The following is a 26,975-nucleotide window of genomic DNA, read 5'->3' as shown; positions in this document are numbered from 1 at the left end:
GAACGTGACCGGCGGCTGGTTCTACCCCCGCCTGGTGGGCTGGAACGGCTACCCAGCCGACTTCCGGGACAAGCTGATGAGCGCCGACTTCGGCGCGGCCACCATCAAGATCAAGGACGGCGACTTCGCCTACGCGCTGGCACACTCCATGCCCTCGGGCATCCCCTTCGATCCCAACGCCTGACCTGCGGAACAGGGGGCAATGCAACCGGGCCGGTAGCGCCGCATCCAGCTTCCTGGCCGTCCGCAAGTTGAAACCCCAAGGCACAACGTGGCTGACACCAAGGGCTCCGTCCTCCCGCACCGACGCTCAAGCAACGGAGCCCACCATCGGCCAGTGCACGAACGCCCACCGCAACGCATGCGCCCGAGCGGCCCTTCTCGGCCAGTTCCCGGGTCGGCCGGTTGAGCGCTTCGGTGTGGGGAAACCCGCAGAGACGGGCCGCGCTGCCAAGATGCGGCGGAGGTCCTCGGAACATGCTGGTTCGTACAGACCGGCGGTGATCAGAAGTGGCACCCCAGCACGGAGTCCCACGGCCGCACCGGCGTGGCACATGCGATCCGCACCATCCCCCTGCCGGCAGCCCGAGCGGTCCGTGACACCGCGCTCCTCTCGCCACGGTGAAAGGATCGGTGCCATGGGCACCGACATGAACTGGGTGTACCGGGTCGACGAGCCGCATGGCTCGGCCGGCTGGCGCCCCTACGGGGACGACCCCGATCGGTGGCGCGGGACCGTCGCCACCGACGACCCGGCCGAGAATGCCGAGTACGTCGCCGCCCTGGTCGTCACCGACCTGGTGAGCGACTGGAGGGTGAGCGGCACCGGCCAGTCGCACGTGCGCGTGCTCGTCTGGGAGGACGAGGAGGGCATCGGCCCCGAGGACGCGGCCCTCACGGTGGAGATCCGGCCCCACATCGACGGGGAGTGAGACGCTGCGCGCGCTGCCTCCGTCACCACAGCGCGGCAGTCACCAGGGCGCGGGCGCCGTCGATGGTCAGCGGGCGATCTGGGTCACTCGCCACAGGCGGCGCGGCAGTGCGCCTTCCTCGAAGTCGTGCACATCGACGAGGTCCCAGCCGAGCGCGAGTTCGTCGACGAGGCTGCGCCGGAAGAAGTGGACGGCGAAGCCGCCGTGCTCGGAGATGTCGTCGCCGAGGTACGTGCCGGTCCCGAAGTGGGCGTCGCCGCTGTGGCGCACGGTGTAAACGAACACGCCGCCCGGCCGCAGCACCCGCCCGACCTCACCGACCAGGGCGTGGATCTCGGCGGTGGACAGGGCCATGCAGAGCAGCATGTGGGCGAAGACGGCGTCCACCGAAGAGTCGGGCAGCGGCAGCGGGTCGCGGACGTCGTGGACCGAGGTGGTCACCCGCTGGGCGATGCCCTCGGCGCGGGCCGCCGCCGCGAGCTGGGCGAGTCCGACCGGGCTGAAGTCGGTGGCGTGCACGGTGAACCCCGCGCGTGCGAAGTACAGGGCGTCGCGGCCGTGCCCGGCACCCAGCTCCAGCACCGCCTTGGCGCCGGCTGCGCGGAACACGGTGGCGGCATGGACAGCCGGGGCGGAGGGCTGGGTGCCGTACATGCCCGGGTGAGCGGCGTACGTCTCCTGCCAGTGCTGTTGCTGGGTCGCGGCGAGGTCGCCGTTGGGGGTGTGCATGGTGTCTTCCGCACGCTCGTGCTGCTCCCGCTGGTGAGCGGGCTACCAGGACGATCCTCGCACCACGGGTCCCCGCCGGATCCACGGGGGCGCCCCGGCGGTCGGCAGTCGGCCGACCCCTGATGCGGTCAGCTGCGGAGGGCGGCGAGGTCCGGACCGGGCAGATGGATCCAGCCCTCCTGCAGGGCGGCCGACCGTTCGTCCGCAGAGTGCGGCCACAGCGTGTCCCCGATCAGGACGGCGCGGGCGACCAGGGCGCAGACCAGGGCGTCGAGGTGGTCGTGGCTGGCGGCGCACCGCTCACGCACCGCCTCCGGCAGAGCCGCCCCCAGACCCGCCTCGATGGAGCGGAGGATGTGCCTTCTGAGGGTGTGCGCCTGGGGTGTGGCGGTCTTGTAGCTGCCGGTCAAACGGATGCCCCACTGGCACAGCGCGGCGGCGGGATACACCTCGGCGACCGGTCCGGAACCGTCCCTGGGCACGGGGACGCCCGACGCCTCGAGCGCATCCAGGAGATGGGCCGCTCGCAGTGCCACGACACCCAGCAGGTCGGTGGACACCGACAGCGGCGGCCGCATCGAGGTCGCCTTCCAGGTGAGGTCGTCGGTCAGCCGGAACCGCAACGCGTCCAGACCGGGCCGACCGTCGGCGCGCTCCCCGAACCGGGCGGGGCGCGGCAGCCGCACGCCCTGGTGGTGGGCCAGAACCGTGGCCACGAAGCTCGACGGCCAGCCGAGCGGGCAGTCGAGCCCGGTCTTGTCGGCCGCCCGGACCACGGCGAGCAACTGCTCGTCCCCCTCGGGCACGAGGACTCCGCCGTCGGACCGTCCCCGGATCCCCAGACCACCCGGCACACGGCCGTAAGCCGGGCACGGGCGGCCAGGTCGACGCCGATCGTCACCGTCTGTCGTCGTACGTCGGTCACGTGCCCCAGATCTTCCGGTACGCCTCTCGGTAGCCCGAGGGGTCCCAGGTCGTGGCCCCTTCACTGTTGGCGGCCGTGGAGATGTGGACGGGGGCCACGTAGCCGCTGGCCGGACGGCCGGAGAAGGCGCGGTTGAACTCGTCGACGATCTGCCATCCCTGCAGCGACAGCGGTTCGGGCACGGTGGCCGCCTGGTACTGCCTGCTGTCGATGCGCTGGAAGGCGGACGGGTCGCCGTCACCTGCGCCGATGTTGAAGGGCGGGCCGGAGCCCTGCTTTCCGGCCGCGCGGAAGGCGGGGGCGGCGTCGGCGAAGTACAGGTCGTTGATGGCGACGGAGTAGGTCCAGCTGGTCCCGAACCGGGAGAGGAGGGAGGCGACCTCCCTGGGGGTGCGGCTGCCGGCGTCGGGGATCGGGATGTTCTCACCGGCCAGCAGCCGTACGCCCGGACAGGTGGCCAGCTCCTTCCTGATCAGGTCGGACTTGTGCTTGGCGAAGGGGATCGAGGCGTCGGTGAAGAGGACGACCCCGGCGTGGCCCCGGGAGTGCGAGATGACCCACTGCGCGCTGATCGCGGCCACGTCCTCGACGCTGGTGGTGACGTTGGTGAAGAGCCTGGGTCGCGCGCTGGGGCCGGGGGAGGCGACCGCGTGCCAGCCGATGAGCGGGATGCGCGCCGCGTCGGCCCGCGCGACCTGCTGCGCGGTCGAGCCGGGGTCGAAACCGCCGATGACGATGCCCGAGGGCCTGAGGTCCACGGCCTCGCTCAGTGCCGCCTGGATGCCGGCCGGGGTGCCCTCGCCGTCGATCACCCGGACCTTCCAGCCGATGACCCTCGCGGCCTCCCGTACGCCCTGCGCGGCGCCTGCGACTCCGGGGTTGGTCATGGTCTGCGCGACGTAGACGATCGTCCTGCCCGGCACCGCCGCTGGCCCGCCGGTCGGCCCGTTCCAGGGGACGTCGGTCCGCTCCGCCCGGGTGACGGCCGTCCGGGCCCTGGTCTGGGCCGTGGGGCAGCCGCTCGGGCCCGTGGCCGAGACCCCGGGTCCGTTCGACGAGCCGCGTTCACAGCCGGCGAGGGCGGTTGCCGCCGCGAGCAGGGCGACGGCCACGGATCGCGCCCCGGCGACGCCGGGTACGGCCTTGCGGTTGCGGTGCACGGGAGCTCCTCGCGGAGGGATGAGCGGGAGGATGCGGCCGGGGGGCGGAGGCGGGGCCCGTGGCGGGGTCATGGAGGGGTGGCCGCCGTCCCGTCGTCGCGCGCCGGGGGCGGCGGCTGCGGGGGTACGGGGGGCGCGTCGGCCCCGCTGCGCAGGCGGCGGGCGGAGTAGCCGGCCAGGCCGACGGCGAGCAGCAGGGTGCCGCCGTAGAACAGGGGGATCGTCCAGAAGTCGGCGCCCATCTGGCCGATCCCGGTGAGGCCGACGGCGAGGACGGCGACGGCGACGAGCGTGCCCAGGGCGTTGGGCCGGCCGGGTTTGATCGCGGTGGAGCCGAGGAGGGCGCCCACGAAGGCGGGCAGCAGATAGTCCAGGCCGACGCTCGGATTGCCGATCTGCTGCTGGGCCGCGAGCAGGACGCCGGCGCAGCCGACGATCAGGCCTGATGCGGCGAACGCGTAGACGGTGTACGTGCGGGTCGGGATGCCGACGAGGTCGGCGGCGCGCGGGTTGGAGCCGACGACGTAGAGGTACCGGCCGAGCGGCAGCCGTTCCAGCACGAGCCAGAGAGCGACGGCGAGGGCGAGCACGTAGAAGGCGGGCACCGGGAGGCCGAGGAACCTGGAGTCGTAGAGGTCGGTGAAGGCGGCGGGCAGCCCCCGCGGGCCGGGGACGATCCGGCCGCCGCCGGTGACCCAGCCGGTCACGGCGTACAGCATGCTGCCGGTGCCGAGGGTGGCGATGAAGGAGTCGATCCGGCCGAACTCGACGACGACACCGTTGAGGACGCCCACGACCACCCCTCCGGTGATCACCGCGAGGCAGGCCCACGGCCAGGACCAGCCCTCGTTGACGATGAGTTGCATCGCCATGACGTGCGCCAGGCCGAGGCCGTAGCCGATGGAGAGGTCGAACGCGCCGGTCACGATGGGGACCGTGGCGGCGAGCGCGAGGACGGCCGGGATCGACTGGTTGGACAGGATCGAGTCGACGGTGTCCCGCGTGGGGAACGTACGCGGCAGGAGGAGCGAGAAGGTGAGGAAGAGCAGGGCGGTGAGGGCCAGGAGGCCGTAGGCGCTGACGAGGTGTCCGGTGGGGCTCCGTCGGTGCGGCCGGGACGGGGACGGGGAGGAGGGCGGGGCGGTCATGAGTCCGTCGCGGTTCCGGACGGCGGCATGGCCGAGGCCGCCCGGGTGAGCCCGGCGGCCGTGAGGCCCGGACCGCTCAGCTCGGCCGACACGGTCCCGCGGACGAACACCAGGGCGCGCCGGCACACGCCCGCGACCTCCTCGAAGTCCGTGGAGATGAGCAGCACCGCGAGGCCGCCGGCCAGCGCATCGTCGAGCAGGCGGTAGAGGGCGGCCTTGGCTGCGATGTCCACGCTCGCGGTCGGCTCCTCCAGGATCAGCAGCCGCAGGCCCACCCGGAGCCACCGGCCGATCATGACCTTCTGCTGGTTTCCGCCGGACAGCGTGGCGAGGGGGGCCTCGCTGTCGCGGGGACGCACCGAGAACCTCTCCATCAGGCCGGCCGCCTCGGCGCGTTCGCGGCGGGGCACGATCCAGTGCCATGCCGGAACGCCTTCGGCGCGCGGGTTGGCCAGGAGGTTCTCCCGTACCGTCAGCGCGGCGGCGCAGCCCTCCCCCAGTCTGTCGCCGGGTACGAAGCCGACACCGAGACGCACGGCGTCGGCGACCGTGCGAGGGCTGTACGGCCGCCCGCCGAGGAGCACTCGGCCGTCGAGGAAGGGCCGGGTGCCGGCGAGGGCTCTGCCGAGGTCCGTGTGCCCGGCGCCGGAGAGGCCGACCAGGCCCAGCACCTCCCCGGCCCCCAGTGCCAGGTCGACCGGTCCCGTCCCGGCGGTCCGTGCACCGTCCAGGGACAGGACGGCCGGGCCGCCGGCGGGGACGGTGGCCCGGTGGTGGCGGATCGGTTCCTCGCCGACGATGTCACGCACCAGACGGGCCGGGCTGTGACCCGCGAGCGGGCCGTGGCTGACGAGGCGGCCGTCACGCAGGACGGCGAAGGCGTCGGCGACGTCGTACACCTCGTCCAGGCGGTGGCTGACGTAGAGAACGCCGTGCCCCCCATCGCGCAGGATGTGCAGTACGCGGAAGAGGCGGGCGCAGTCCGGGGCGGGGAGGCGGGCGGTCGGCTCGTCGAGGACGATGAGTCGCGACCGCGCGGCCAGGGCCCGGGCGATGGCGACCAGCGAGCGCTCGGCCGGGGCGAGGTGCGCGATCGGCGCGTCGGGGTCGAGGTGTCCGGCGACGAGCCGCAGGGCGTCGGTGCAGCGCTCCCGGGTGCGCCGCCAGGAGATCAGTCCGGCGCGGCGGGGATAGCCGGTGCTCAGGGCGATGTTCTCGGCGACCGTCATCCACTCCACGAGACCGAGGTCCTGGTGGATGAAGGACATGCCCTTGGAGGCGGCGGGACTCCCGAGCGGGTGCCCGGCCACCGTGATCCGTCCTGCGTCGGCCTGGTGGACGCCGGCCAGCACCTTGATCAGCGTGGACTTTCCGGCGCCGTTGGGGCCGAGGAGGGCGAGGACGCTGCCCGCGTGGACGTCGAGGTCGACCCCGTCCAGCGCGCGGGTGCCGCCGAACCGCTTGGCGAGCCCGCGGATGCGGACCAGGGGTTCCGCAGAGGTGTCGGGAGGGTCGTGCACGGACATCTCCGGGGGTCGGCCTGGCGATTTCTTCCCGACTTTCGCCAGTGATCCTAGGGGGCAGGGCTATGGCATGTCGGACATTTGCCGCCCGCTGTGACACCAACGGGTCAGCGGTGCCGTCGTTCTCATGCGCCGGCGAGATCGCATTCGGCCCAGATGACCTTGCCCTGCGGGAGGTAGCGCGTGCCCCAGCTCTGTGCCAGCTGCGCGACGAGGAACAGGCCCCGGCCGCCCTCGTCGGTGGTGGCGGCCCGGCGCAGGTGCGGGGCGGTGTTGCTGGTGTCGGAGACCTCGCAGATCAGCTTGCGGTCGTGGAGCAGCCGTACGCGGATGGGTCCGCAGCCGTGGCGGATGGCGTTGGTGACCAGTTCGCTGAGCATGAGCTCCGCGGCGAACGCGGCCTCGTCGAGTCCCCAGTCGGCCAGCTTCCGCATGGCCGAGGCGCGTACTTCGCTGACCCGTGCCGGGTCGGCGGGCAGGTCCCAGGTGGCGATCCGGCCGGGGTCCAGGGGGTGGGTGCGGGCGACGAGCAGGGCGATGTCGTCGCAGGGGTGGGCGGGGGCCACGGTGTTCAGGACCACCTCACAGGTGTCCTCGGGCGTGCGCTCCGGGTGGGCCAGGGCCCCGCGCAGCTGGTCGAGGACCACGTCGACGTCACGGTGCCGGTCCTCGATGAGCCCGTCGGTGTAGAGGACCAGCTGGCTGTCCCCGGGGACGTCCATCTCGACGGACTCGAAGGGCAGGCCGCCGAGGCCGAGCGGGGGCCCGTCGGGCAGTTCGGGGAAGGACACCGTGCCGTCGGGGAGGACCAGCGCGGGGGGAGGGTGCCCGGCGCGGGCCATGGTGCACCGCTGGGTGGTCGGGTCGTAGACGGCGTACAGGCAGGTCGCGCCGATGATGCCCGATTCCCCGGCGGCGGGCTCCTCCCGGTCCAGACGTGCCACCAGGTTGTCGAGGTGGATGAGGACCTCGTCCGGGGGGAAGTCCAGCTCGGCGAAGCTGCGTGCGGCGGTGCGCAGCCGGCCCATGGTGGCGGCGGAGAGCATGCCGTGGCCGACGACGTCCCCGACCATGAGGCCGATACGGGTGCCGGAGAGGGGGATGACGTCGTACCAGTCCCCGCCGACGTCCGATTCGGCGGGCAGATAGCGGTGGGCGACCTCGACGGCGGCCTGGTCGGGCAGTCCCTGCGGGAGCAGGCTGCGCTGCAGTGCCAGGACCATGGTGCGTTCGCGGGTGTAGCGCCGGGCGTTGTCGATGGACAGGGCGGCGCGGGAGGCGAGTTCCTGGGCCAGCGAACGGTCGTCGTCGCCGAAGGGGGCGGGGTCCCGGCCACGGTAGAAGGCGGCGACGCCCAGGACGACGCCGCGGGCCACCAGAGGGACCGCGATGAGGGAGTGGACGTGGGCCAGCAGTTCCGCGGTGTGCTCGGGGTCGTGGGCGAGCCAGCCCGCGGCGGTCTTCAGGTCCGGTTCCAGCACCGCCTGCCCGCTGGTCAGGCAGCGCAGCTGGGGCGTGGTCGGGCCGTAGTCGACCTGCTTGCCGACCGGGTGGAAGGGACAGTCGTCGCGGACGCCGTGGACCACCGTACGTCGCAGGTCCCCGTACGGGTGGGCGGACTCCTCTCCGCGCAGTACGGCCTCCGGCAGGTCGATCGTGACGTAGTCGGCGAGTTGCGGCACCGCGGCCTGAGCCAGTTCCTGGGCGGTGCGGCGCACGTCAAGGGTGGTGCCGATGCGCGTACTGGTCTCGCACAGCAGCTCCAGGCGGCGGCGTGCGGCGAGGGCGTACCGTCCCACCTGCGGCTCCCCCACGAGCAGCAGACCTCTCACCGGAGGCGGGGAGGCGGGATGGACGTCCCCCGGATGGCCGGCTGTGGCACCTTCGCCGCCCGTGGCGGCCTGACCGGATGCCGCTCCGCCGCCGGCCCCGGACAGCAGGACGCCGCGGGCGGCGGCAGGCGCGGCGGGGAGGCCCGGCAGCTCGTCCGCCTGCCCTGGGGCGGCGAGGGGTGCTCGTGGTGCGGAGCCGGGCAGGACGGCCTCGACGGCCAGGCCCTCCACCCCGGGGGCACCCGTCATCGGACGGCTCACCAGCTTGACCCACCGGCCGCCGGAGAGGACGACATGGACGGCGGCCCGCTGCGCGCAGGAGAGCAGCTCGGTGGCCTTCTCCATGAGGATCGCGCGGTCGCGCGGATGCTGTCCGAGGGCCAGTTCGTCGAACCCGACGGTCTGGTGCGCGGCGACGGCGGCTTCGGCCTCGGTGTCCAGGTACGCCCGCAGCAGAGCGCGCTCGCGCGCGGAACTCTGCCACAGCAGCCGCCGTTCGATGGCCCGTGCCGCCTTGCGGATCACGGTGTCCAGTGCGGGGTGATCGCAGGTGCGGGGATAGCCGAAGCACAGGATGCCTTCGATACGGCCGCTGAGCGGGTCGCGGACCGGGAGCGCCCGGCAGGCGCTTGCCTGGGAGCGCTCGGCGAAGTGCTCGGCACCGTAGACCCGGATGAGCTGCCGCTCCGCCAGTGCGAGGCCGATGCCGTTGGTGCCGGCTACCTGCTCGGCGAACACGAATCCCGGCTCGCGCTGGATCGCCGGGAGGCTTCTGGCCAGGGACGCCTCTCCGAAACGGCGCAGGAGGACGGTGCCGCTCGCATCGGCGACGGAGATGTTCATCCGGCTGCCGGTGAACCTGGTCTGCAGCCGGTCGAGCACCGGCACGGCCGCCCGGACGATCCGTGCGTCCGGATCGAAGTCGTCCCGGAAGGGGAGGTCGGCCTGGTCCGGCGAGAGCCCCAGGGACCGGCAGCGCTGCCAGGAGTTCGAGATGGGCGCACGTACACCCGCTGCGACCGGCTCGCCCTCCAGAAACCGCTCACGCGAACGGACGGGCCCCGTGCCGTCTGTCGCACGCCCCGTCGGTATCGGTGCCCCGCCGGACCGAACCACGCTTCGCTCACCCGCGCTCACGATAGTCCGCTTTTCGAAACAATCTGGCATAGATGAGGATACGGACATTCAGCCACATACGTCATGGCTCGCAAGGCTCCTCACCGCCGGCGACGGGCCGACGCCCGCCTCACAGGACCGCCACCGGGTTGACGGGCGAGCCCGTCCCGCCGGGGATGTTCAGCGGCGCCGCGACCAGCAGAAACTCATATCGCCCGGCTGCTGAGGCCGCGGCGGAGAGGGCCTCCAGGTCGAGGTTGTCCAGCAGCGGCACCCCCATCGCGGCCATCGCCAGGGCGTGGACCGGCGAGTGCACGCCCTCCACCGGCGAGGGCCGTACATCGCTGTCGCCGTCACCGCCGAGCAACACGATGCCGCGCTCGGCCAGCAGCGGTACGGCGTCCACGTGGAAGCCCGCGCTCGCCGTGTCGGGGTCCCAGGCACCGAGTTCCGCGCGACGCCGGACATGACCGGAGCGCAGCAGCACCGCGTCGCCCTCGCCGATGGTCACATCGAGCGCCGTCTCCGCGACGGCGATGTCCTCCGCGTGGACCGCCCGTCCCGGCTCCAGCCAGCGGACCCCGAGAACGGCGGGAAGGTCGAGAAGCACGCCCCTGGTGACCAGGGGCCCGAGCGCCGACACCGCTCCGAAGCGGGCGCCCGCACTGTCGACGACGTCACCGGCCCTCCGGCCGTCGTAGAGCCGCCCCCGGTAGGCGATGTGGCACAGCGCGTCGAGATGCGTGATGCCCTTGCCGTGGTAGTCGGCGGCGATGAAGTCCTTGCGGACGGAGGGTTCCGGACTCTGCACGTCACCGAGGTCGGTCATGTGATGCAGCGCGGGCTTGCGGTTGTCGGGGCCGGGCCGGGTGTTCCAGGGCAGCCCCAGCGGGACGACCGTCCCGGACCGCACCGCGGCCGTGGCCCGCCGTACCCGGTCCGCGGTCACCCGGTTCCAGGCCCCGCGGTCGGCCGGGGCCCAGCGACCCCAGGTGCGGACCGCCTCGAAGAGCGCGTCGAACTCCTCACGGGAGACGGCAGGCCCGTTGCCGGTACCGACCGGCCGGGGGGCGGGGGCGTCGGCGGAGCTGAAGGTCATCTGCACTCACCGGTCTTCGGACATGACCCCAGTGCGTGTGGTCCTCGTGATCAACTCCAGCTTGGCACAGTGACGGGGCTCCCTCATTCCGAGAACTCAGCGCGCCGCTCGCCCAGAGATCGAATCGCCCCGGAGAGATCGAACTCGCTGGCGCCGACGTCGCTGATGCTGACCCCGGCACGCTGGGTGATCTGCACGGCCACAAACGCATCGCGCTGATCGGACTGGTCGTCTTCGGGGCGGGCTCGCTCGCCTGCGGCCTGGCCTCCGGCGTGGCAGGCTGGTCGCCGCCCGCCGTCGTACAGGGAATCGCTGTTCCTGCAGTCGCTCCAGCATCGCCCACCACTGGAGGCAGGGCCGGCGATCGTCCCGCTGTTCGCGCCGCCGGCCGCGCCGGCGCCGTTCGGCGGGCGGCTGACCAGCCGGATCGGGGCCCGCCTGCCGGCCGGGTCCGGGCTGCTCCTCGCCGCGGCGGGGCCGGCGCTGCTGACCCGGGTGACACCGGCGTCGGGCTACCGCGCCCTGCTGCCCGCCTTCCTGCTGTGGGGCGTCGGACTGGGTCTGCTGACCCCCGCCGTCGTGCCCGGCGAACGCTCCGGTCTCGCCTCGGCCATCAACAACACTGCTGTCGGGCCGGCGGCGCGATCGGCATCGCGTTGGCCGGTGCCATCGCCGGTCGGCCCAGCAGCGGCGCGCACTTCGTGCCCGGCTTCCACACCGTCGCCGTGGGCTCGGCACTGCGCTACGTCGTCGCCGCCGTACTCGCGCTCCGCCTGCTGCCCGGTGACCTGCTTCCCCTCGCGGGCCACGACCGGTCCGTCCACCGTGTCCGGTGGATCACCGGCGTCTGCACCCGCCCGTACGACCGGGCCTGCCCCGGGGACTCAGCGGGTGGCGTGGTGCCTGAGGGGCTCGTGGGGGTCGCCGGCGTCGGGGCTTGAGTGCGGGTCGGTGTGGACGGTGGCTGCCGTCAGCCGGGGCACCGCGTGGATCAGGGCGTGCTCGGCCTCGACGGCTATGGCGTGAGCCCGGGCGACGCTCAGCCGCGGGTCGACGACGATGTCGGTCTCGGCGCGCAGGCAGTGGCCGATCCAGCGCATCCGCACCGAGCCGACCCGCTCGACGCCCTCGACGGTGTGCAGGGCCCGCTCGGCGAGGTCGATCAGGGCGGGGTCGACGGAGTCCATCAGGCGCCGGTAGACCTCGCGGGCGGCGTCCCGCAGCACCATGAGGATCGCCGCGGTGATCAGCAGCCCGACGACCGGGTCGGCCCAGCGCAGGCCGAGGGCGGCGCCGCCGGCGCCGAGGAGGACGGCGAGGGAGGTGAAGCCGTCGGTGCGGGCGTGCAGGCCGTCGGCGACCAGCGCCACGGAGCCGATCCTGCGGCCGGTGCGGATGCGGTGGCGGGCCACCCACTCGTTGCCGAGGAAGCCGGCCAGCGCGGCGAGGGCGACGGCCCACACGTGGCCGACGTCGCGAGGGTGCAGCAGGCGGTCGACGGCCTCGTAGGCGGCCAGCGCGGAGGACGCGGCGATGGTCAGCACGACTGCGATGCCGGCCAGGTCCTCGGCGCGACCGTATCCGTAGGTGTAGCGGCGATCGGCCGCCCGCCGCCCGAGGACGAACGCGATGCCGAGAGGTACGGCGGTGAGCGCGTCGGCCGCGTTGTGGATGGTGTCGCCCAGCAGCGCGACCGACCCGGACACGGCCACGATCACCGCCTGGACCACCGTGGTCGCCCCGAGGACGGCGAGCGACAGCCAGAGCGTGCGCATGCCCTCCCGGGAGGTCTCCATCGCGGAGTCGATCTTGTCCAGGGCCTCGTGGCTGTGCGGAGTGACCAGGTGGGCGAGCTGGTGGCGCACCTTCGACCACCGCCCGCCTCCGTGAGGGTGAGGGCGAGGGTGCTCATGGTCATGCCGGTGCCCGTGGTCACCGTGGTGGTGCCCGTGCGGCTCGTGGGTGTGGGTCTGCTCGTTCACGGTGCACCTTTCGCGGACGGCGGGCTGGTCGTAGGTGGACGCCGGACTGGCTGCCCCTCATTATGTGCACATGAACGCACGCATGCATCTATCAGGTGCGCACCCCTCGCAACAAGCGGACGAGGGCGCACGCCTCGCGGTCGCCGTAGAGGTCCTCGGCCTGCTCGCCGACCGCACCCGGCTGGCTCTGCTGCGGCGGCTCGGCGAGGGGGAGGCCGACGTCACGACGCTGACCGGGGCGACCGATGCCACCCGGACGTCGGTCAGCCAGCATCTGGCCCGGCTGCGCCTGGCCGGGCTCGTGACCACCCGGAAGGAGGGGCGCCGGGTCGTGTACGCCCTGCGGCACGGGCATCTGCGCCGCCTGGTCGACGAGGCGCTCAGCATCGCCGACCACCAGATCGGCCACCTGCCGCCGCACGACTGACGCCGCCCCGCGACGGTGTGCCGGCCGGCGACGTGGTCAGCCGACCGGGCGGATCATGGCTCGACGGCTCGGCGGATGCGCCGTGAGGGAGTGAAGGCGTACAGGTCGAGGACACCGGGCGGGTCGGCCAGACCCGGGCCGCCGGCTTCCACCCAGGCCCTGATGTCGTCCACGGCGTCGGTGTCGTTGACCAGGCCCAGCCACACCGGCCGGCCGCCGGCCGCACGGCCGACGGCGGAGGGCTGGACGACGATGACGTTGGCGTGCTCGCAGGCGTCCAGGCAGCCGGTCACGCGCACCTGCGCGATCCGTGCGAGCGCCCGGCGGAGCCGGTCGAGTTGGGCGGCGTGGTCCAGTCCGGGGATCTTCGCCGTACCGCAGCAGCAGCCGCGGCAGACGGTGACGGTGCAGCCGGCCGCCGTACGGCTCGCGGGGGCGGCTTCGCTGCGGGCAGCCGTACGGCTCACCGAGGCGGGTCGGCGGCTCACCGGGCGGTCCCGATGCGGGCGCGGCACCAGGCGGCGTCTGCCAGCAGGCGCAGGCCGTTGAGGCCGACGATGACGGTGGAGCCCTCGTGCCCGGCCACACCGAGCGGCAGCGGCAGGGTTCCGGCGAGGTCCCAGACGACCAGGCCGGTGATGAACGCCCCGGCGATGACCAGGTTCTGCACCACCAGCCGCCGGGCCCTCCGGGACAGGTTCAAGGCGGTGGGAATGGTGGCCAGCTCATCGCGGACCACGACGGCGTCGGCGGTCTCCAGGGCGAGGTCGGAGCCGGCCCGGCCCATGGCGATCCCGGTGTGGGCGGCGGCCAGTGCGGGCGCGTCGTTGACCCCGTCGCCCACCACGAGCACCTTGCGCCCGGCCCGCTCCAGGTCCTTGACCGCGGCGACCTTGTCCTGCGGCAGGAGCCCGGCGCGCACGTCGGTGATGCCGGCCTCCTGCGCGAGTCGGGCGGCGGCGCGCGGGTTGTCGCCGGTGACCAGCACCGGCGCGCTGCCGGTGAGCGCGGCCAGGGCGGTGACGGTGGCGGCGGCCTCCTCGCGCAGCCGGTCGGCGATCCCCAGCACCCCGACCGGGACGCCCTCGACCTCGACGACGACAGCGGTACGGCCTTCGTCCTCCAGCAGACCCGCCATCGCGCGGGCGGGGTGCCCGGCAGCCGCGTTCAGGAGCCGGGCGGGGCTGCCGACCGCGACCGGCCTGCCCTCGACGGTGGCCCGCACCCCGCTGCCCGGTGCGGAGCCGAAGTCCGCCACGGGCGGGATGTCCAGGTCGCGGCCGCGGGCGGCGGCCACCACGGCGCGGGCCAGCGGGTGCTCGCTGGGATGCTCGGCCGCCGCCGCGAGCCGCAACAGCCCGTCCTCGTCCAGACCGGAGCCGGCCAGCGGACGGATCTCCGTCACCCGCGGAGTGCCCTCGGTCAGGGTGCCGGTCTTGTCCAGCGCCACCGCGTCGACCTGGCCGAGCCGTTCCATGGCCACCGCGGACTTGACGAGCACTCCGTGGCGTCCGGCGTTGGCGATCGCCGACAGCAGCGGCGGCATGGTGGCCAGCACCACCGCACACGGCGAGGCGACGATCATGAAGGTCATCGCGCGCAGCAGCGTCGGCTGCAGAGCCGCCCCGAAGACCAGCGGCAGCACGAACAGTGCCACGGTCGCGGCGACCATGCCCAGGCTGTAGCGCTGCTCGACCTTCTCGATGAACAACTGCGTCGGCGCCTTGGTCTCGGACGCCTCCTCCACCATGGCCACGATCCGGGCGATCACCGAGTCGGAGGCGTCGCGCTCGACCTTCACGCGCAGGGCACCGGTGCCGTTCAGGGTGCCGGCGAACACCTCGTCCCCGGTCTCCTTCGCCACCGGCAGCGGTTCGCCGGTGACGGTGGCCTGGTCGACCTCGCTCGTCCCGTCCAGCACCCGGCCGTCCGCGCCGATCCGCTCCCCGGGCCGCACCAGAAGGATGTCGCCCACGCTCAGTTGCCCGGTCGGCACCGTCTCCTCGGCGCCGTCGTCGCCGAGGCGGGTCGCGGTCGCGGGGGCCAGGTCCAGCAGGCCACGCACCGAGTCCGCGGTGCGGGCGGTGGCGATCGCCTCCAGCGCTCCGGAGGTGGCGAAGATGACGATCAGCAGGGCGCCGTCCAGCACCTGCCCGATCGCGGCCGCGCCCAGCGCCGCGACGACCATGAGCAGGTCCACGTCCAGCGTCCTGCCCCTCAGCGCCTTCAGGCCCGCCCAGCCGGGCTCCCAGCCGCCGGTGGCGTAGGTGAGGGCGAACAGCGTTCCCCATGCCCAGGCCGGCGCGCCCAGCAGGTACAGCGGAAGGCCGATCAGGAACAGCGCCAGCGCCGCAGCCGCCCAGCGGGCCTCCGGCAGCGTGAAGATCCTCGTACGACGCCCGGGCCGCGCCACCTCGTCCCGAACGGCATCGCCGTCGGGGACCGGGCGAATGAGAGTGGAAGACATCAGAAACGGGGTCCTTGTGCACGCGGTGGGTGGTCAGCGTCCGACGCCACCACCGTAACAGGAACGAATGAACATCGATTCATGTGTTCATGGCGCGGCGCACCATGAGCGCATGGGTCATGGAGCCGCACCGCCTGCCAGCAACGTTCCGCGTACGCGTCTGGACGCGGCCGACGCCGCCAAGGTCGCCGCCACCCACCAGGCCCTGGCCACCCCCTCCCGCCTGCTCATCCTGGCCCGGCTGCGCGAAGGGCCCCTGCCGACGACCGAGTTGGCCGCCGAGGTGGGCATGGAGCAGTCCGCCTGCTCGCACCAGCTGCGGCTGCTGCGCAACCTCGGCCTGGTCACCGGCACCCGCAAGGGCCGCTCGGTGATCTACGCCCTCTACGACAACCACGTCGCCGCACTCCTCGACCAGGCCCTGTACCACGTCGAGCACCTCCGCCTCGGCCTGAGCGATGCGTCGGCGCCCGGCGCGGAGCCGGAGCCGGACCTCGAAGCCGCGGGCGTGCCGGGCACCTGAAACGCACACGCCCTCTGCTCCGGGACACCGCATGGTTCGCCATGGGCAGCTCGGGAGCGGAGGGCGGTTCTGTTCTCCGGCGGGGGTTCACCCGCCGGAGGGAGTGACAACGGTCAGGCTCCGGCGGCGGTCACCACGGCGTCCGTGGCGAAGCCGAGGAGCAGACCGAGGAGGATGCACCAGGTGGTGAGCGTCTTGAGACCGGCCTTGCGGGCCACGGCGAGCAGTTCGATGACGACGTAGAGGATGGAGCCGGCGGCCAGGCCCAGGAACGCGATGGAGAGCGTGTCGTTGACGAGGTGCTGGCCGACGAGGGTGCCGAGGAAGGTGGGCCCGCCGCCGATCAGACCGAGCAGGAAGAGGGTGGCCCAGCTGGGGCGTTCGCCCTCGGCGGCGAGCGGGGCGACGATGCCGAAGCCCTCGGTGGCGTTGTGCAGGCCGAAGCCGATGATGAGCAGCACGGCGAGGGAGAGTTCGCCCTTGGCGGCGGAGTTGCCGATGGCCAGGCCCTCGGCGAAGTTGTGCAGGCCGATGCCGGTCGCGATCATCAGGGCGAGGGAGGCCGCCTGGCTGCGGGTCTTCGGCGCCAGCTCCGTCGCCGCGGCGGCGCCGGGGCCGGCCGGACGCGCGGCGGCGGCCCGGCGGCGGGCGGTCCAGGCGTCGTAGTACACCAGCCCGGCGAGTCCGGCCGCGAGCCCGGCGGCGAGCACGAGTCCGCCGGAGGCGACCGTCGCCCAGTGGTGGGCGCTCAGCGCTTCGTCGATCGGCTCCCAGGCGTGGGTGAGGACGTCCCAGACGAGGAAGACGAGGATGCCGATGGCGACCGCGTTGAGCCCGGCCTTCAGGCGGGGCGTCGGTGTGCGCAGCCGGCCGAGCGGGAGGCCGAGGTAGATGGTGAGGCCCGCGATGGCGCCGAGCAGGGCGATGTTGGCGCTGGACATGGGGAGAACTCCGGGTCGTGCTCTGGTGGCGGCCGGGTGGGGGCGGGCTGCCTGGGGACGACGCTCAGCATAAATTAGGCGAGCCTTACCTAAGGCTTCCTGTGCAGCGCTTGGGTGAATCTTGACGGACCCGTTGCCTCTTCATTCGAGGCAGCCCGTCAGCCGCTCGTAGGCGTGATGGGCGTCGCTGATCAGATGCTCGGCCTCGGCGCGGGTGCCGCAGTCGATGACCTCGCCGGTGGTCCGGCGCTGCAGGCGCGCCAGAACGGCGGCCCAGGCCTCGCCTTCGGCGTGCCAGCGGGGCAGGTCGTCGGTGTCGACCAGGTCGACGAAGGAAGGGTCCTCGGCCACGCACAGCAGCACGGGTGCGGCGGGCGCGGACTGTGCGCCGATGCGGTGCAGGACGCCCAGCGGCCAGGCAGGGACCGTGGTGCCGGCCAGGGCGGGTTCGGGCATCAGCACCAGGGCGTCCAGGGGCAACCCGTCGGCGTCGAGGGTGTCGGGGATGCGGCCGTGTCCGACCGGCCAGCCCGTCGCGGTGAGGCGGCCGGAGGCGCCGTCGTCGGACGTGCGGATGGTGGAGGAAGCGGTGGCGTCGATGTCGACGGTGATCCGGGGCATGGCCCTGACCTCCTCGGACGTGAGCAGGGTCAGCGGGTGGAGGCCGTCCGCACCGCGTCGGAGCGATAGGCGGCGAACCCCGTCGCCGGACACCAGCAGTCTCCTGCCGGACGGCCGGGGCGGCAACCAGCCGAGGCGCCGACCAGGAGGAGCCCTACGCGCACCCGCCGTTCTCGCCCCGCGTGCGGGCACGGACCTTCCGCCGCCTGCCGACCTGCGACGAGTGGAGGACCGACGGCCTCGACCGCCGTCCCGCTGACGCGCTACGACACGGAGGACGACGTGGGGTTCATGGTGGCCGTGGAGATCACGAAGGACGAACACGGCCCCGGCGAAAAGGTGTTGTGCGTCCCCGCCCACGACCCGCGCTGCACCAACGTGCCGGCCCCCTGACCGGCGGCCGACTCCGTGTCAGCGGCGATCGGTCCTGATGACCAGCAGCAGCACCACGGCCAGCGCCTGGATGGCGACCACCACCGTGATCAGGACGGGGATCGAGTAGCCGTACAGGCCACCGGTCAGCGCGCCACCGGCCAGGCTCGCCGCGCCGACCACGCCGGCGAACAGGCCGTACGCGGTCGCCCGCCGCCCGCTGGGCACCAGGTCCGCGACCGTCGCGCGCAGGGTCGACTCCTGGATGCCCATCGCCGCGCCCCACACCAGCGACCCGAGCGCCGCGACGGCGACTGTGTCGGTGAACGCCAGCGCCACCACGCCCGCCGTGAGGACGGGCAGGGCGATCAGCACGCGCGGGCCGACCCGGTCGTAGAGCCACCCGGTGGCCAGTGCGGCGACCGCGTCCACGGCCATCGCCGCCGCGTACAGCACCGGCACCCATGCTGCGGACAGCAGATGTCGCTGGACCAGGTGGTAGGAGAGCACGCCGAAGGTGGCGAACCCGGTCGTGGTGGCCGCGGTGAACGCGGCGTAGGTCCAGAACTCCCTCGGCAGCCGCCCGTCCCGACCGTCCGGTGTCGTGGACGCCGCGGCCGTCACCTCGCGTTCGTATGCTTCCGGGTCGGGCACCCGGGCCCGGAGCCAGAACAGAAGCAGCAGTACGGCGATGCCGGGGACGGCGAGCACACCGAGCGCGGGGCCGTAGTCGTTCCCGGTGAGCGCGAGCACACCGGCCACCAGCAACGGGCCGACCAGGGCGCCGATCTGGTCCATCGCCTCGTGGACGGCGAAGCCACGGCCCCGCCCGGTGGCGGCGGTGGCATGCGAGAGCAGCGTGTCCTTCGCCGGGGAGCGCACCGCCTTGCCGACCCGCTCGGCGATCACCAGTGCGCACGCGACCCACAGCACCCCGGCCACGCCCAGCAGCGGGACGGAGAGGACCGTCAGGGCGTACCCGGCGATCGCCAGGCCCCAGAAGCGGCGCGTGCGGTCGGCCAGCGGGCCGGAGACCAGCCGCAACCCCAGCGCCGCAGCCTCACCGGCGCCGGTGACCACGCCGACGACGAGGGCGGACGCACCCAGCGAGGCGAGCAGCGGGCCGGTGATCGAACGGGCGCCCTCGTAGACGAAATCGGCGAGCAGACTGACCGTGCCGAACCAGACAACGAACCGCCAGGGCCTCATGCGCACCGACGACCGGTCCGCCTCCCGCTCGTCGGACACCGGCTGGTCCATGCCCACAGCACCTCCGCGAACGACAACCTCGAGTACGTGGTCAACGCACCGCAGAACCCGGTACCGAGGAGCAACCGCACGTGGGATGAGGCAGCAGCGGCCACCGCGGCTCACCATACATCGGTCGGCTGCGAGAATGGTCCGGTGAGAGCCGTCAGATCTCGGGTGCGGGGCCGGCCACTACCTCGCGGAGTTCCGGAAACGGGGAGCCGCTGAGGTCGTGGCGGACCGGTCGTTCGACCTGGTCGTCATGGCTCTCGTCCACCACCACATCGACGCGCGCGGGCAGTTGCTCGCCGAGGAGCGGTTCCTCGGCGAGCTGCTCGCGGCGGGGTTCGTGCCGCAACGAGAAGACCCACCGACAGCCGCACTTCCTGGCCGTCAGGCTCCGGCGCCCGCAACAGGACGGCGCAGCGAGTTGACCTTGCCCCCAGGGGCAGGGTTTACGCTCCCACGGACTGCCCCGGGCTGCCCCGGAGCAGCTCTCCTCTGTACCCCGGGAGAGATCCCGAGCATCAGCGACACACCGTCCGACCTGCCGATCATGGAGTCCGTGTGCCTGACATGAACGCCGTAGTCCTGCGCGGCGCCACCATCCACTACGCCGACCTCGGGCCCTCGGCCGGTCTGCCGGTCCTGCTGATCCACGGGCACCCCTTCGACCGCACCCTGTGGGCACCGCAGGCCAGGGCACTGACCGAAGCCGGATACCGGGTCATCACCCCCGATCTGCGCGGGTACGGCCGCAGCAGCGTCCACCCCGGCAAGGTCTTCCTCGCCGACTTCGCCGACGACCTCGCCGCGCTCCTCGACCACCTGGACATCGGGCGAGCGGTGGTCGGCGGTGTGTCCATGGGCGGGCAGATCGCCATGGAGTTCCAGCGCCGGCACCCGCAACGGGTGCACGCCCTCGTCCTGTCCGACACCTCCGCGCCCGCCGAAACCGACGAGGGCAAGGAGTTCCGCAACCGGTTGGCCGACCGGCTCCTCGCGGAGGGGATGGACGGTTACGCAGGTGAGGTGATCGACAAGATGCTCGCCCCGTACAACGTCACGGCGATGCCCGAGGTGGCGGAGCGGGTCCTCGGCATGATGCGCGCCACCGACCCCCGTGGGGCGGCGGCGGCGTTGCGCGGACGGGCCGAACGCCCCGACTACCGGGACACGTTGGCGACCGTACGGCAACCGGTCCTGATCGTGGTCGGCGCGGACGACTTCTACACGCCTGTCGCGGAAGCCGAGGCGATCCACCGTCTCGTCCCGCACGCAATCATGACCGTCGTCGAGAAGGCGGGGCATCTGCCCGGCGCCGAGCAGCCCGAGCGCTTCAACACCGCCCTGCTGGACTTCCTCACCACACAGGTGGCCCCACGACCCCCGGGCGCGGATCATTAGCGCGCGCGGCAGTTCTTCGACGCCAAGGACTACGCGGACGCGGCGCGGGTGCTGACCGGTCTGGTCGAGGAGGTGCCGGACGGCGCGTCTCAGGCGGACGGCCGTACCGTGCGTGTCACCACCCAGTGGTTCTTGCCCAGCCGCCGGGTACGGGTGAAGCCCCTGCCCTCGAACAGGGCGACCGTGCCGTTGTGCAGGAAGGACGCGGACACCCGGGTGCCCTCGGTGTCCTGCGGGAAGCTCTCCACCGTGCCGCCGCCGAGCCGGGCGATCTCGCGCAGGGCGCCGTCGAGCGCGGCCGAGGCCACACCCGTGCGGCGTCGGGCGCGGTGTACGAAGAAGCAGGTGATCCGCCAGTCGGCCGGGGCGGGAGGGCCGGCCTCGTAGGCGCGGCGGTGTTTGATCCGGGGCAGCTCGGCGGGCGGGCCGAACTGGCACCAGCCGACGCAGTCGGGGCCGTCGTACACCAGGGCCGCGTGTGCCCGGCCCTCGCGGACCCGTGCCTCCTTCTCCGTCCGGTTCTGCTCGGGGGTCTTGGTGCGGCCGACGCCCTCCTCGTGGAACGCCATGCACCAGCAGCCGCCCCAGACCCCGTCGTGCTCCGCGACCAGCCGGGCGAGGTCGGCAAAGGTGTCCGGGGTCAGGGACCGTACCGAGAACGTCATCTCTCTCCTCGGGGTCAGGGACGCTCCCATGGGCGGTCAGTCTTCCGCACGGCCCTCCCCGGTGTCCGTGGAGTCCGGCAGACCGGTTCCGGACCTGTCGAGCAGGGCACGCGGCACCTGCGCGTCGCCGGGCGGCAGGGCGGTGACGAAGTCGGCGAGGACCGCCTCGCGGTCCCGTTCGCCATCCGGCCGGCGGCACATGCGCAGGCCGGCGAGGCGGGCCACGGTCTCCCGCGAACGCCGGAGCCGCTCCTTCGTCCGGTCGCCGACCGCGGACGCACCCGGCCCACCAACTCCCCCCGGCCGCCCTCCCGAGCCATGTCCAGGTCTCCCTCTGGTGTGGCCCTGTCCATCTTCTGGACGCCGGAGTTGGCACCGGCGTGCCGGATCACGCTGCTTCACGGCGTCATGGCGAGAGTGTGCCCGTCGGCGGCCGGGTGGCATGGCATGCTGGCGCGATGGCCCCTCTCCGTGATCACGCACCGCTCGCCGAGCGGGTCGAGGAACTCCTCGCCACCGGCGGCCCCTTGCCCATCGTCGCCGCCGGGCAGCCGGTGCTGCGGCGCGGCACCGAGCCGTACGAGGGCCAGTTGGGTCCCGCCCTGCTCGCCCGTTTCGTCGAGGCCCTGCGCCTCACCATGCACGCCGCCCCCGGTGTGGGCCTCGCCGCGCCGCAGGTCGGCGTGCCTCTGCGGATCGCGGTCCTCGAGGATCCGGCGCCGGTGCCCGAGGAGGTCGCAAAGGCCCGGGGCCGGGTGCCGCAGCCGTTCCGTGTCCTGGTCAACCCGGTCTACGAGCCCGTGGGCACCGCCCGTGCCGCGTTCTTCGAGGGCTGCCTGAGCGTGCCGGGCTGGCAGGCGGTGGTGGCCCGGCACGCGGAGGTGCGGCTGCGCGCCGAGGACGAGCACGGGCGCGCGCTGGACGAGCTGTTCACCGGGTGGCCCGCCCGGATCGTCCAGCACGAGACGGACCACCTGGACGGCACCCTCTACCTGGACCGCGCCGAACTGCGCTCGCTGTCCACGAACGAGGCGGTCGCCGCGCTGTGGAGCGAGCCCACACCACAGGCGGCCGCCGACGCGCTCGGCTTCCAACTGCCGTAAACAGAAGGTCAGTTGTCGCGGCAGGCCTCCAACAGCCTGAGCCATACCTCGCTCAGCGTCGGGTACGACGGGACGGCGTGCCACAGGCGGCTGACGGGAACGCGGCCGGCGACGGCGATGGTCGCCGAGTGGATGAGCTCGCCGACGCCGGGACCGACGAAGGTGACACCGCGCAGCACCTCGTCCTCGAGGTCGACCACCATGCGGGCGCGGCCCTTGTAGCCGTCGCCGTACAGGCCGGCGCCCGCAACGGCGGAGAACTCCACGTCGACGGCGCGGACGCGGTGGCCTGCCTGTTCGGCCTCGGCGAGGGAGAGGCCGACCGCGGCGGCCTCGGGGTCGGTGAACACCACCTGCGGTACGGCGTGGTGGTCGGCGGTGGCCACGTGCGCGCCCCAGGACTCGTCCGCCACGGGGTCGCCGACCGCGCGGGCGGCGATGGCCGCGCCCGCGATGCGGGCCTGGTACTTGCCCTGGTGGGTGAGGAGGGCACGGTGGTTGACGTCGCCGACGGCGTACAGCCAGTCGGTGCCGGTGACGCGGAGCGTGTCGTCGACGTCCAGCCAGGAGCCGGGCGCCAGGCCGACGGTGTCCAGGCCGATGTCGTCGGTGTGCGGGACACGCCCGGTGGCGAAGAGGATCTCGTCGGCCTCGAAACGGTCGCCGGCGGCGGTGACGGCCACGACCGTGCCGTTCTCGCGGGTGACGGACTCCACGGAGGTGCCGGTGCGGATGTCGGCGCCGGCCTGCACGAGCGCCTCGGCGACCAGTTCCCCGGCGAACGGCTCCATGCGGTTCAGCAGGCCCTTGCCGCGCACCAGCACGGTGACCCGGGAGCCGAGGGCCTGCCAGGCGGTGGCCATCTCGGTGGCCACCACTCCCCCGCCGACGACGATCAGCCGGGCCGGCGCGGCCTTGGCGCTGGTGGCCTCGCGGCTGGTCCACGGTTTCACCTCGGCGAGGCCGGGCAGGTCGGGCAGCTGGGCGCGGGTTCCGGTGGCGACGGCGACGGCGTGCCGGGCGGTGAGGGTCGTCACCGTGCCGTCGGGAGCCGCCACGGTGACCGTGCGGGGGCCGGCCAGCCGTCCGTGGCCGCGGTACAGGTCGGCGCCGATGCCGTCGAGCCAGGCGACCTGGCCGTCGTCCTTCCAGTGGGAGGTGTACTCGTCCCGGCGGGCGAGGACGGCCGGGGTGTCGAGCGGGCCCCGGACCGCCTGGTCGAGGCCGGGCAGCCGGCGGGCGTCCGCCTGGGCGATGACCGGCCGGAGCAGGGCCTTGCTGGGCATGCACGCCCAGTACGAGCACTCGCCGCCGACCAGCTCGCTCTCCACGACCGCGGTGGTGAGACCGGCCGCGCGGGTGCGGTCGGCGACGTTCTCCCCCACGGGCCCGGCCCCGAGCACCACGATGTCGTATGCGATGGATTCCGATTCCGTCGTTTCCCTCATGGGGTCAGTCTGGTGGGTGGTGTGCGCGACGGCCACATGGGTACGAGCGCCGGACGACAGACGTGCGCGTGTGGAATAGGCGGTCCGGCGGCCGTGTTTCCGCCGTCGGCACACCCCACACCAGGAAGAGGGACTCACGCCATGAGCAGCACCGTGGAGCTGACCAAGGACAACTTCGACCAGACGGTCACCGACAACGACTTCGTGCTGATCGACTTCTGGGCTGCCTGGTGCGGGCCGTGCCGCCAGTTCGCACCCGTGTACGAGAAGGCCGCCGTGGACAACCCGGACCTGGTCTTCGCCAAGGTGGACACCGAGGCCCAGCCGGAGCTGGCCCAGGCCTTCGGCATCCAGTCGATCCCGACCCTGATGATCGTGCGGGACAGGGTCGCCGTGTACGCCCAGCCGGGCGCGCTGCCCGAGCCCGCGCTGACGGACCTCATCGGGCAGGCCCGGAACCTGGACATGGACGAGGTCCGCAAGAGCATCGCGGCCCAGGAGGGCCAGGCGCAGTAGGGCCTAGGTCCTGTCGTCAAATTCCCGCCGTCCGCCCGGAGGGCGGGCCCTGCGGCGTCAGGTGCGTGCTCTCGGCGTGCCGGGGCCTGGCCCTCGTACTGGATGTACTTGGGCCCGGCCCCGGTGCGGCGAGAGTGCGTGCATGGCGTCGCGGGGCAGGCGGGAATTTGACGACAGGGCCTAGAACGGGTACGGCGCCACGTCGCCGCGTACGGTCGTCCAGCGCAGCTCGGTGAAGGCCTCCAGATTGGCCTCGCCGCCGAAGCGTGCGCCGGTGCCGGACGCGGCGACGCCGCCGAACGGGGCCACGGCCTCGTCGTTCACGGTCTGGTCGTTGACGTGGACGATTCCGGTGGGGATCCGTTCGGCGAGGTCCAGGGCGCGGGCGGTGTCCCGGGTGACGATGCCCAGGGAGAGGCCGTACGGGCCGTCCGCGGCGAGCGCCGCCGCCTCCTCGGCGGTGCTGAAGGAGCGGACCGGTGCGACCGGGCCGAAGACCTCCTCGGTGTAGGCCGGGGTGTGGTCGCCCGCGTCGGCCAGCACGGTCGGCCGGTAGAAGAGCTGTTCGTGGGTGCCGCCCGCGGCGAGTTTCGCGCCGCGGGCGGTGCTCGTGCGCACCAGGCCGTCGATCTTGGCGAGTTGTCCCGCGTCGATGACCGGGCCGAGGTGGACCTGCTCGCGGTACGGGTCGCCGACGGCGAGCGAGTCGGCCTTGGCGGCGAGCCGTTCGACGTACTCGGCGTAGAGCGAGGCGTGCACGAGATGACGGCCGGTCGTCATGCAGATCTGGCCCTGGTGGAAGAACGAGCCCCAGGCCGCCGTGGAGATGACGGCGTCGAGGTCGGCGTCCTCCAGCACGATCAGGGCCGAGTTGCCGCCGAGTTCGAGGTGGGCCCGCTTCAGATGGCGGCCGGCCGCCTCGCCGACCGCGCGGCCCGCCGCGGTGGATCCGGTGAAGGACAGGACGGGCACGAGCGGGTCCTCCACCAGCGCCCGGCCCGTCTCCGCGCCGCCGGGCAGGACGTGCAGCAGGTCCTGGGGCAGGCCGGCTTCCGCGAAGACGGCGGCCAGGGCGAGGCCGCCGCAGACGGCGGTGCGCGGATCCGGCTTGAGGACCACCGCGTTGCCGAGCGCCAGGGCCGGCGCGACCGAGCGGATGGACAGGATCAGCGGCGCGTTGAACGGGGCGATCACGCCCACCACGCCGACCGGGACCCGGCGGGTGTACGACAGCCGGGGCGCCTCGCTGGGCAGCACCTGACCGGTCGGACGGGAGGCGAGGGCGGCGGCCTCGTAGCACTCCTGGGCGGCCACATGGAGCTCGAAGTCCGCCTTGCCCTGGATCGATCCGGACTCGCGCACCAGCCATTCGCGCAGTTCCCCGGCGTGCTCGGTGAACAGGTCCCCCGCCCGGCGCAGCACCTGGGCCCGCTGGAAGTGCGGTGCACGGGCCCAGGCGCTCTGGGCGGCGCGTGCGGCGCGCGCGGCGTCACCGACGTCCTCGGGGGCGGCGAGGGTGACGGTGCCGAGCGCGTCGCCGGTGGCGGGCTCGGTGACGCTGTGGGCGGGTCCGGCAAGGCTGCGGTCCTGCCAGGTCTTCGGGTCGAGCAGCGGCATACGGCTCTCCGATCGATCGCCGGGCGGTGGGGAACTGTCGCCTCGACGCTACTTGGTTGAGCGCGAAACTACATCGCGACACGGAGATCCGGAAGCCCGGCAGCGGCCGGGGACCGGGTCAGCTGGACTCGCGCGGGATCACCGAGGCGCCCAGCACCTTGTGCACCTCCGGCTCGCCGCCGGGGTCGCGGACCGCCCGGTCGACGAGTTCGGCGAGGTCGCGGCCCGAGGGCAGCTCGACATGCACCGTGCTCAGGCGGGGCCGCAGCAGCCGGCCGAGCATCAGGTCGTCGGCGCCGATCACGGCCACGTCCTCGGGGACGCGCATCCCGGCGTCCTGCAGGGCACGCATCAGGAGCATCGCGTACTCGTCGTTGTACGCGAACACCGCGTCCAGCCCCGACTCCCGCCAGCCCGCGGCCAGTTGAGCCGCCGATTCCTCCGTGTACGCGAGCGGCAGCTCCGTGACGGCGGCGTCCGTGCCGTGCAGCGCCCGGCGCACACCGGCGAGCCGGGGCCGGGAGTACGCCTCCAGGCCGGACTCCTCGGGCACCACCACACCGATCCGGCGCCGGCCCCGGGCGTACAGATGGGCGCCCGCACACTCACCGACCGCGTCGTGGTCCATGAGCAGGGCGTGCGCGCCGTCGACGCGTCCGGGGCCGAGGGTGAGCACGGCCCTGGCACCGGAACGCTTGAGAACCCCGACGCCCTGCGGCCCGAGGTCCGCGCCGGGCACCAGGACGGCGACCGGCCGCAACTCCGCCCAGGCGCGGGCCGCTTCGTCACCCTGGAGGCCGACGCTGCCGTACTGCACGACGGTGTAGTCGAGCCGGCCGAGCTCCCACTGCAGCTCGTTGAGGAACCTGCTGTAGAGCGGGCCCACCGGGATCGCGGGGGCGGGCATGAGGACCATACGGCTGTGCCCGGCGCGCAGACTGCGGGCGGCGGCGTGGGGGACGTACCCCAGTTCCCGCGCGGCCTCGCGCACCCGGCGGCGCGTCGGTTCGCTGATCCGTACGGCGCTGGTGTTGTTGAGGACGTAGGACACGGTCGCGCGCGAGACGCCCGCCAGGCGGGCCACATCGGCACTCGTGGGCGTGTTCGGTATCTGCACCATGACAGTCCGCATCTTGGCAGAGGCGCGGGGACCGGGAAGAGGCGGGGCGACGTG

At 73.2% G+C, this 26,975-nt stretch carries 27 protein-coding genes and 2 pseudogenes; 9 read left to right on the top strand and 20 right to left on the bottom strand.

From position 1 onward, the window contains the following. Positions 1–184 (top strand): NPP1 family protein (locus tag ACWC2T_RS19085; RefSeq protein WP_450671498.1); only part of this gene is annotated, 184 nt, incomplete at its 5' end. A gap of 454 nt (positions 185–638) precedes the next feature. Then, entirely contained in the window at positions 639–932 is a 294-nt protein-coding gene (locus tag ACWC2T_RS19080; protein ID WP_450671497.1) for a hypothetical protein, read from the top strand. A gap of 66 nt (positions 933–998) precedes the next feature. On the opposite strand, the gene ACWC2T_RS19075 is transcribed toward ACWC2T_RS19080, so the two are convergent. From ACWC2T_RS19075 to ACWC2T_RS19045, 7 genes are all read right to left on the bottom strand, one after another. Beyond that, on the bottom strand, positions 999–1,661 hold the full coding sequence (locus tag ACWC2T_RS19075) for a class I SAM-dependent methyltransferase (RefSeq protein WP_450671496.1): 663 nt from the start codon (positions 1,659–1,661) through the stop codon (positions 999–1,001). Between the two features lie 128 nt (positions 1,662–1,789). Beyond that, positions 1,790–2,467 (bottom strand): DUF429 domain-containing protein, encoded by a 678-nt coding sequence (locus ACWC2T_RS19070; protein WP_450671495.1) that lies wholly within the window; start codon positions 2,465–2,467, stop codon positions 1,790–1,792. 115 nt (positions 2,468–2,582) lie between these two features. Then, on the bottom strand, positions 2,583–3,746 hold the full coding sequence (locus tag ACWC2T_RS19065) for a substrate-binding domain-containing protein (RefSeq protein WP_450671494.1): 1,164 nt from the start codon (positions 3,744–3,746) through the stop codon (positions 2,583–2,585). A 68-nt stretch (positions 3,747–3,814) separates the two neighbouring features. Then, positions 3,815–4,894: an ABC transporter permease gene (locus tag ACWC2T_RS19060; RefSeq protein ID WP_450671493.1), complete on the bottom strand. Its 1,080-nt coding sequence runs from the start codon at positions 4,892–4,894 to the stop codon at positions 3,815–3,817. Continuing rightward, the gene (locus ACWC2T_RS19055) at positions 4,891–6,420 is read right to left on the bottom strand and encodes a sugar ABC transporter ATP-binding protein (RefSeq protein WP_450671492.1); all 1,530 of its coding nucleotides are present in this window, start codon (positions 6,418–6,420) and stop codon (positions 4,891–4,893) included. Before ACWC2T_RS19055 ends, ACWC2T_RS19060 begins: the two co-directional genes overlap by 4 nt. A gap of 122 nt (positions 6,421–6,542) precedes the next feature. After that, entirely contained in the window at positions 6,543–9,365 is a 2,823-nt protein-coding gene (locus ACWC2T_RS19050; protein WP_450671491.1) for a SpoIIE family protein phosphatase, read from the bottom strand. Between the two features lie 130 nt (positions 9,366–9,495). Then, positions 9,496–10,464 carry a cyclase family protein gene (locus ACWC2T_RS19045; protein ID WP_450671490.1) on the bottom strand — a complete coding sequence of 323 codons (969 nt, stop codon included), beginning with the start codon at positions 10,462–10,464 and terminating at the stop codon, positions 9,496–9,498. 656 nt (positions 10,465–11,120) lie between these two features. Between ACWC2T_RS19045 and ACWC2T_RS19040 the strand changes: the two genes are divergently transcribed. Continuing rightward, the gene (locus ACWC2T_RS19040) at positions 11,121–11,405 is read left to right on the top strand and encodes a hypothetical protein (protein ID WP_450671489.1); all 285 of its coding nucleotides are present in this window, start codon (positions 11,121–11,123) and stop codon (positions 11,403–11,405) included. Here ACWC2T_RS19040 and ACWC2T_RS19035 read toward each other — a convergent pair. Beyond that, complete coding sequence (locus tag ACWC2T_RS19035) at positions 11,349–12,446, bottom strand: cation diffusion facilitator family transporter (RefSeq protein ID WP_450671488.1); 1,098 nt, start codon at positions 12,444–12,446, stop codon at positions 11,349–11,351. The genes ACWC2T_RS19040 and ACWC2T_RS19035 overlap by 57 nt on opposite strands. A 70-nt stretch (positions 12,447–12,516) precedes the next feature. On the opposite strand from ACWC2T_RS19035, the gene ACWC2T_RS19030 reads away from it, so the two are divergent. Continuing rightward, the gene (locus tag ACWC2T_RS19030) at positions 12,517–12,873 is read left to right on the top strand and encodes an ArsR/SmtB family transcription factor (RefSeq protein ID WP_450671487.1); all 357 of its coding nucleotides are present in this window, start codon (positions 12,517–12,519) and stop codon (positions 12,871–12,873) included. Between the two features lie 53 nt (positions 12,874–12,926). On the opposite strand, the gene ACWC2T_RS19025 is transcribed toward ACWC2T_RS19030, so the two are convergent. After that, complete coding sequence (locus tag ACWC2T_RS19025) at positions 12,927–13,361, bottom strand: (2Fe-2S) ferredoxin domain-containing protein (protein WP_450671486.1); 435 nt, start codon at positions 13,359–13,361, stop codon at positions 12,927–12,929. Continuing rightward, positions 13,358–15,340, bottom strand: a complete 1,983-nt coding sequence (locus tag ACWC2T_RS19020) for a heavy metal translocating P-type ATPase (protein ID WP_450671485.1) — start codon at positions 15,338–15,340, stop codon at positions 13,358–13,360. Before ACWC2T_RS19020 ends, ACWC2T_RS19025 begins: the two co-directional genes overlap by 4 nt. 112 nt (positions 15,341–15,452) lie before the next feature. On the opposite strand from ACWC2T_RS19020, the gene ACWC2T_RS19015 reads away from it, so the two are divergent. Next, complete coding sequence (locus ACWC2T_RS19015) at positions 15,453–15,863, top strand: ArsR/SmtB family transcription factor (protein WP_450671484.1); 411 nt, start codon at positions 15,453–15,455, stop codon at positions 15,861–15,863. A 113-nt stretch (positions 15,864–15,976) separates the two neighbouring features. Here ACWC2T_RS19015 and ACWC2T_RS19010 read toward each other — a convergent pair whose 3' ends face one another. The 5 genes and pseudogenes from ACWC2T_RS19010 to ACWC2T_RS18990 form a co-directional block, all read right to left on the bottom strand. Next, entirely contained in the window at positions 15,977–16,804 is an 828-nt protein-coding gene (locus ACWC2T_RS19010; protein ID WP_450671483.1) for a ZIP family metal transporter, read from the bottom strand. A 141-nt stretch (positions 16,805–16,945) separates the two neighbouring features. After that, the gene (locus ACWC2T_RS19005) at positions 16,946–17,425 is read right to left on the bottom strand and encodes an inorganic diphosphatase (protein WP_450671482.1); all 480 of its coding nucleotides are present in this window, start codon (positions 17,423–17,425) and stop codon (positions 16,946–16,948) included. 411 nt (positions 17,426–17,836) lie between these two features. Then, entirely contained in the window at positions 17,837–19,057 is a 1,221-nt protein-coding gene (locus tag ACWC2T_RS19000) for an MFS transporter (RefSeq protein ID WP_450671481.1), read from the bottom strand. Between the two features lie 17 nt (positions 19,058–19,074). Further along, a pseudogene (locus ACWC2T_RS18995) lies at positions 19,075–19,167 on the bottom strand (fluoride efflux transporter CrcB); the annotation flags it as partial. Between the two features lie 44 nt (positions 19,168–19,211). Next, positions 19,212–19,403 carry a hypothetical protein gene (locus tag ACWC2T_RS18990; protein ID WP_450671480.1) on the bottom strand — a complete coding sequence of 64 codons (192 nt, stop codon included), beginning with the start codon at positions 19,401–19,403 and terminating at the stop codon, positions 19,212–19,214. A gap of 218 nt (positions 19,404–19,621) precedes the next feature. On the opposite strand from ACWC2T_RS18990, the gene ACWC2T_RS18985 reads away from it, so the two are divergent. Beyond that, entirely contained in the window at positions 19,622–20,452 is an 831-nt protein-coding gene (locus ACWC2T_RS18985) for an alpha/beta fold hydrolase (protein ID WP_450671479.1), read from the top strand. Then, a pseudogene (locus tag ACWC2T_RS18980) lies at positions 20,453–20,533 on the top strand (tetratricopeptide repeat protein); the annotation flags it as partial. Positions 20,534–20,541: 8 nt separating this feature from the next. Here ACWC2T_RS18980 and ACWC2T_RS18975 read toward each other — a convergent pair. Beyond that, positions 20,542–21,117 (bottom strand): GNAT family N-acetyltransferase, encoded by a 576-nt coding sequence (locus ACWC2T_RS18975; RefSeq protein ID WP_450671478.1) that lies wholly within the window; start codon positions 21,115–21,117, stop codon positions 20,542–20,544. Positions 21,118–21,153: 36 nt separating this feature from the next. Beyond that, a complete protein-coding gene (locus ACWC2T_RS18970; protein WP_450671477.1) occupies positions 21,154–21,342 on the bottom strand; it encodes a hypothetical protein in 189 nt (62 codons plus the stop codon). Between the two features lie 233 nt (positions 21,343–21,575). Here ACWC2T_RS18970 and ACWC2T_RS18965 point away from each other — a divergent pair, with 233 nt between their 5' ends. Then, positions 21,576–22,220: a peptide deformylase gene (locus tag ACWC2T_RS18965; protein WP_450671476.1), complete on the top strand. Its 645-nt coding sequence runs from the start codon at positions 21,576–21,578 to the stop codon at positions 22,218–22,220. 8 nt (positions 22,221–22,228) lie between these two features. Here the strand turns inward: ACWC2T_RS18965 and ACWC2T_RS18960 are convergent, their stop codons facing one another. After that, a complete protein-coding gene (locus tag ACWC2T_RS18960) occupies positions 22,229–23,668 on the bottom strand; it encodes a dihydrolipoyl dehydrogenase family protein (RefSeq protein WP_450671475.1) in 1,440 nt (479 codons plus the stop codon). Positions 23,669–23,809: 141 nt separating this feature from the next. Between ACWC2T_RS18960 and trxA the strand changes: the two genes are divergently transcribed. After that, a complete protein-coding gene (trxA, locus tag ACWC2T_RS18955) occupies positions 23,810–24,184 on the top strand; it encodes a thioredoxin (RefSeq protein ID WP_450671474.1) in 375 nt (124 codons plus the stop codon). Between the two features lie 180 nt (positions 24,185–24,364). Here trxA and ACWC2T_RS18950 read toward each other — a convergent pair whose 3' ends face one another. After that, positions 24,365–25,801 (bottom strand): aldehyde dehydrogenase family protein, encoded by a 1,437-nt coding sequence (locus tag ACWC2T_RS18950; protein ID WP_450671473.1) that lies wholly within the window; start codon positions 25,799–25,801, stop codon positions 24,365–24,367. A gap of 118 nt (positions 25,802–25,919) precedes the next feature. Next, on the bottom strand, positions 25,920–26,921 hold the full coding sequence (locus tag ACWC2T_RS18945; RefSeq protein WP_450671472.1) for a LacI family DNA-binding transcriptional regulator: 1,002 nt from the start codon (positions 26,919–26,921) through the stop codon (positions 25,920–25,922). Positions 26,922–26,975: the final 54 nt, after the last annotated feature.

The sequence above is a fragment of the Streptomyces sp. NPDC001393 genome, from assembly GCF_053597455.1.
This window is presented reverse-complemented; position numbering and strand designations above follow the sequence as displayed.

Coding starts and splice junctions, on each gene's coding strand:
- ACWC2T_RS19080 (WP_450671497.1), top strand. CDS start 639: ATGGGCACCGACATGAACTGGGTGTACCGGGTCGACGAGCCGCATGGC.
- ACWC2T_RS19075 (WP_450671496.1), bottom strand. CDS start 1,661: ATGCACACCCCCAACGGCGACCTCGCCGCGACCCAGCAACAGCACTGG.
- ACWC2T_RS19060 (WP_450671493.1), bottom strand. CDS start 4,894: ATGACCGCCCCGCCCTCCTCCCCGTCCCCGTCCCGGCCGCACCGACGG.
- ACWC2T_RS19055 (WP_450671492.1), bottom strand. CDS start 6,420: ATGTCCGTGCACGACCCTCCCGACACCTCTGCGGAACCCCTGGTCCGC.
- ACWC2T_RS19045 (WP_450671490.1), bottom strand. CDS start 10,464: ATGACCTTCAGCTCCGCCGACGCCCCCGCCCCCCGGCCGGTCGGTACC.
- ACWC2T_RS19030 (WP_450671487.1), top strand. CDS start 12,517: ATGAACGCACGCATGCATCTATCAGGTGCGCACCCCTCGCAACAAGCG.
- ACWC2T_RS19020 (WP_450671485.1), bottom strand. CDS start 15,340: ATGTCTTCCACTCTCATTCGCCCGGTCCCCGACGGCGATGCCGTTCGG.
- ACWC2T_RS19015 (WP_450671484.1), top strand. CDS start 15,453: ATGGGTCATGGAGCCGCACCGCCTGCCAGCAACGTTCCGCGTACGCGT.
- ACWC2T_RS19010 (WP_450671483.1), bottom strand. CDS start 16,804: ATGTCCAGCGCCAACATCGCCCTGCTCGGCGCCATCGCGGGCCTCACC.
- ACWC2T_RS19005 (WP_450671482.1), bottom strand. CDS start 17,425: ATGCCCCGGATCACCGTCGACATCGACGCCACCGCTTCCTCCACCATC.
- ACWC2T_RS19000 (WP_450671481.1), bottom strand. CDS start 19,057: ATGGACCAGCCGGTGTCCGACGAGCGGGAGGCGGACCGGTCGTCGGTG.
- ACWC2T_RS18985 (WP_450671479.1), top strand. CDS start 19,622: ATGAACGCCGTAGTCCTGCGCGGCGCCACCATCCACTACGCCGACCTC.
- ACWC2T_RS18975 (WP_450671478.1), bottom strand. CDS start 21,117: ATGACGTTCTCGGTACGGTCCCTGACCCCGGACACCTTTGCCGACCTC.
- ACWC2T_RS18965 (WP_450671476.1), top strand. CDS start 21,576: ATGGCCCCTCTCCGTGATCACGCACCGCTCGCCGAGCGGGTCGAGGAA.
- ACWC2T_RS18960 (WP_450671475.1), bottom strand. CDS start 23,668: ATGAGGGAAACGACGGAATCGGAATCCATCGCATACGACATCGTGGTG.
- trxA (WP_450671474.1), top strand. CDS start 23,810: ATGAGCAGCACCGTGGAGCTGACCAAGGACAACTTCGACCAGACGGTC.
- ACWC2T_RS18950 (WP_450671473.1), bottom strand. CDS start 25,801: ATGCCGCTGCTCGACCCGAAGACCTGGCAGGACCGCAGCCTTGCCGGA.
- ACWC2T_RS18945 (WP_450671472.1), bottom strand. CDS start 26,921: ATGGTGCAGATACCGAACACGCCCACGAGTGCCGATGTGGCCCGCCTG.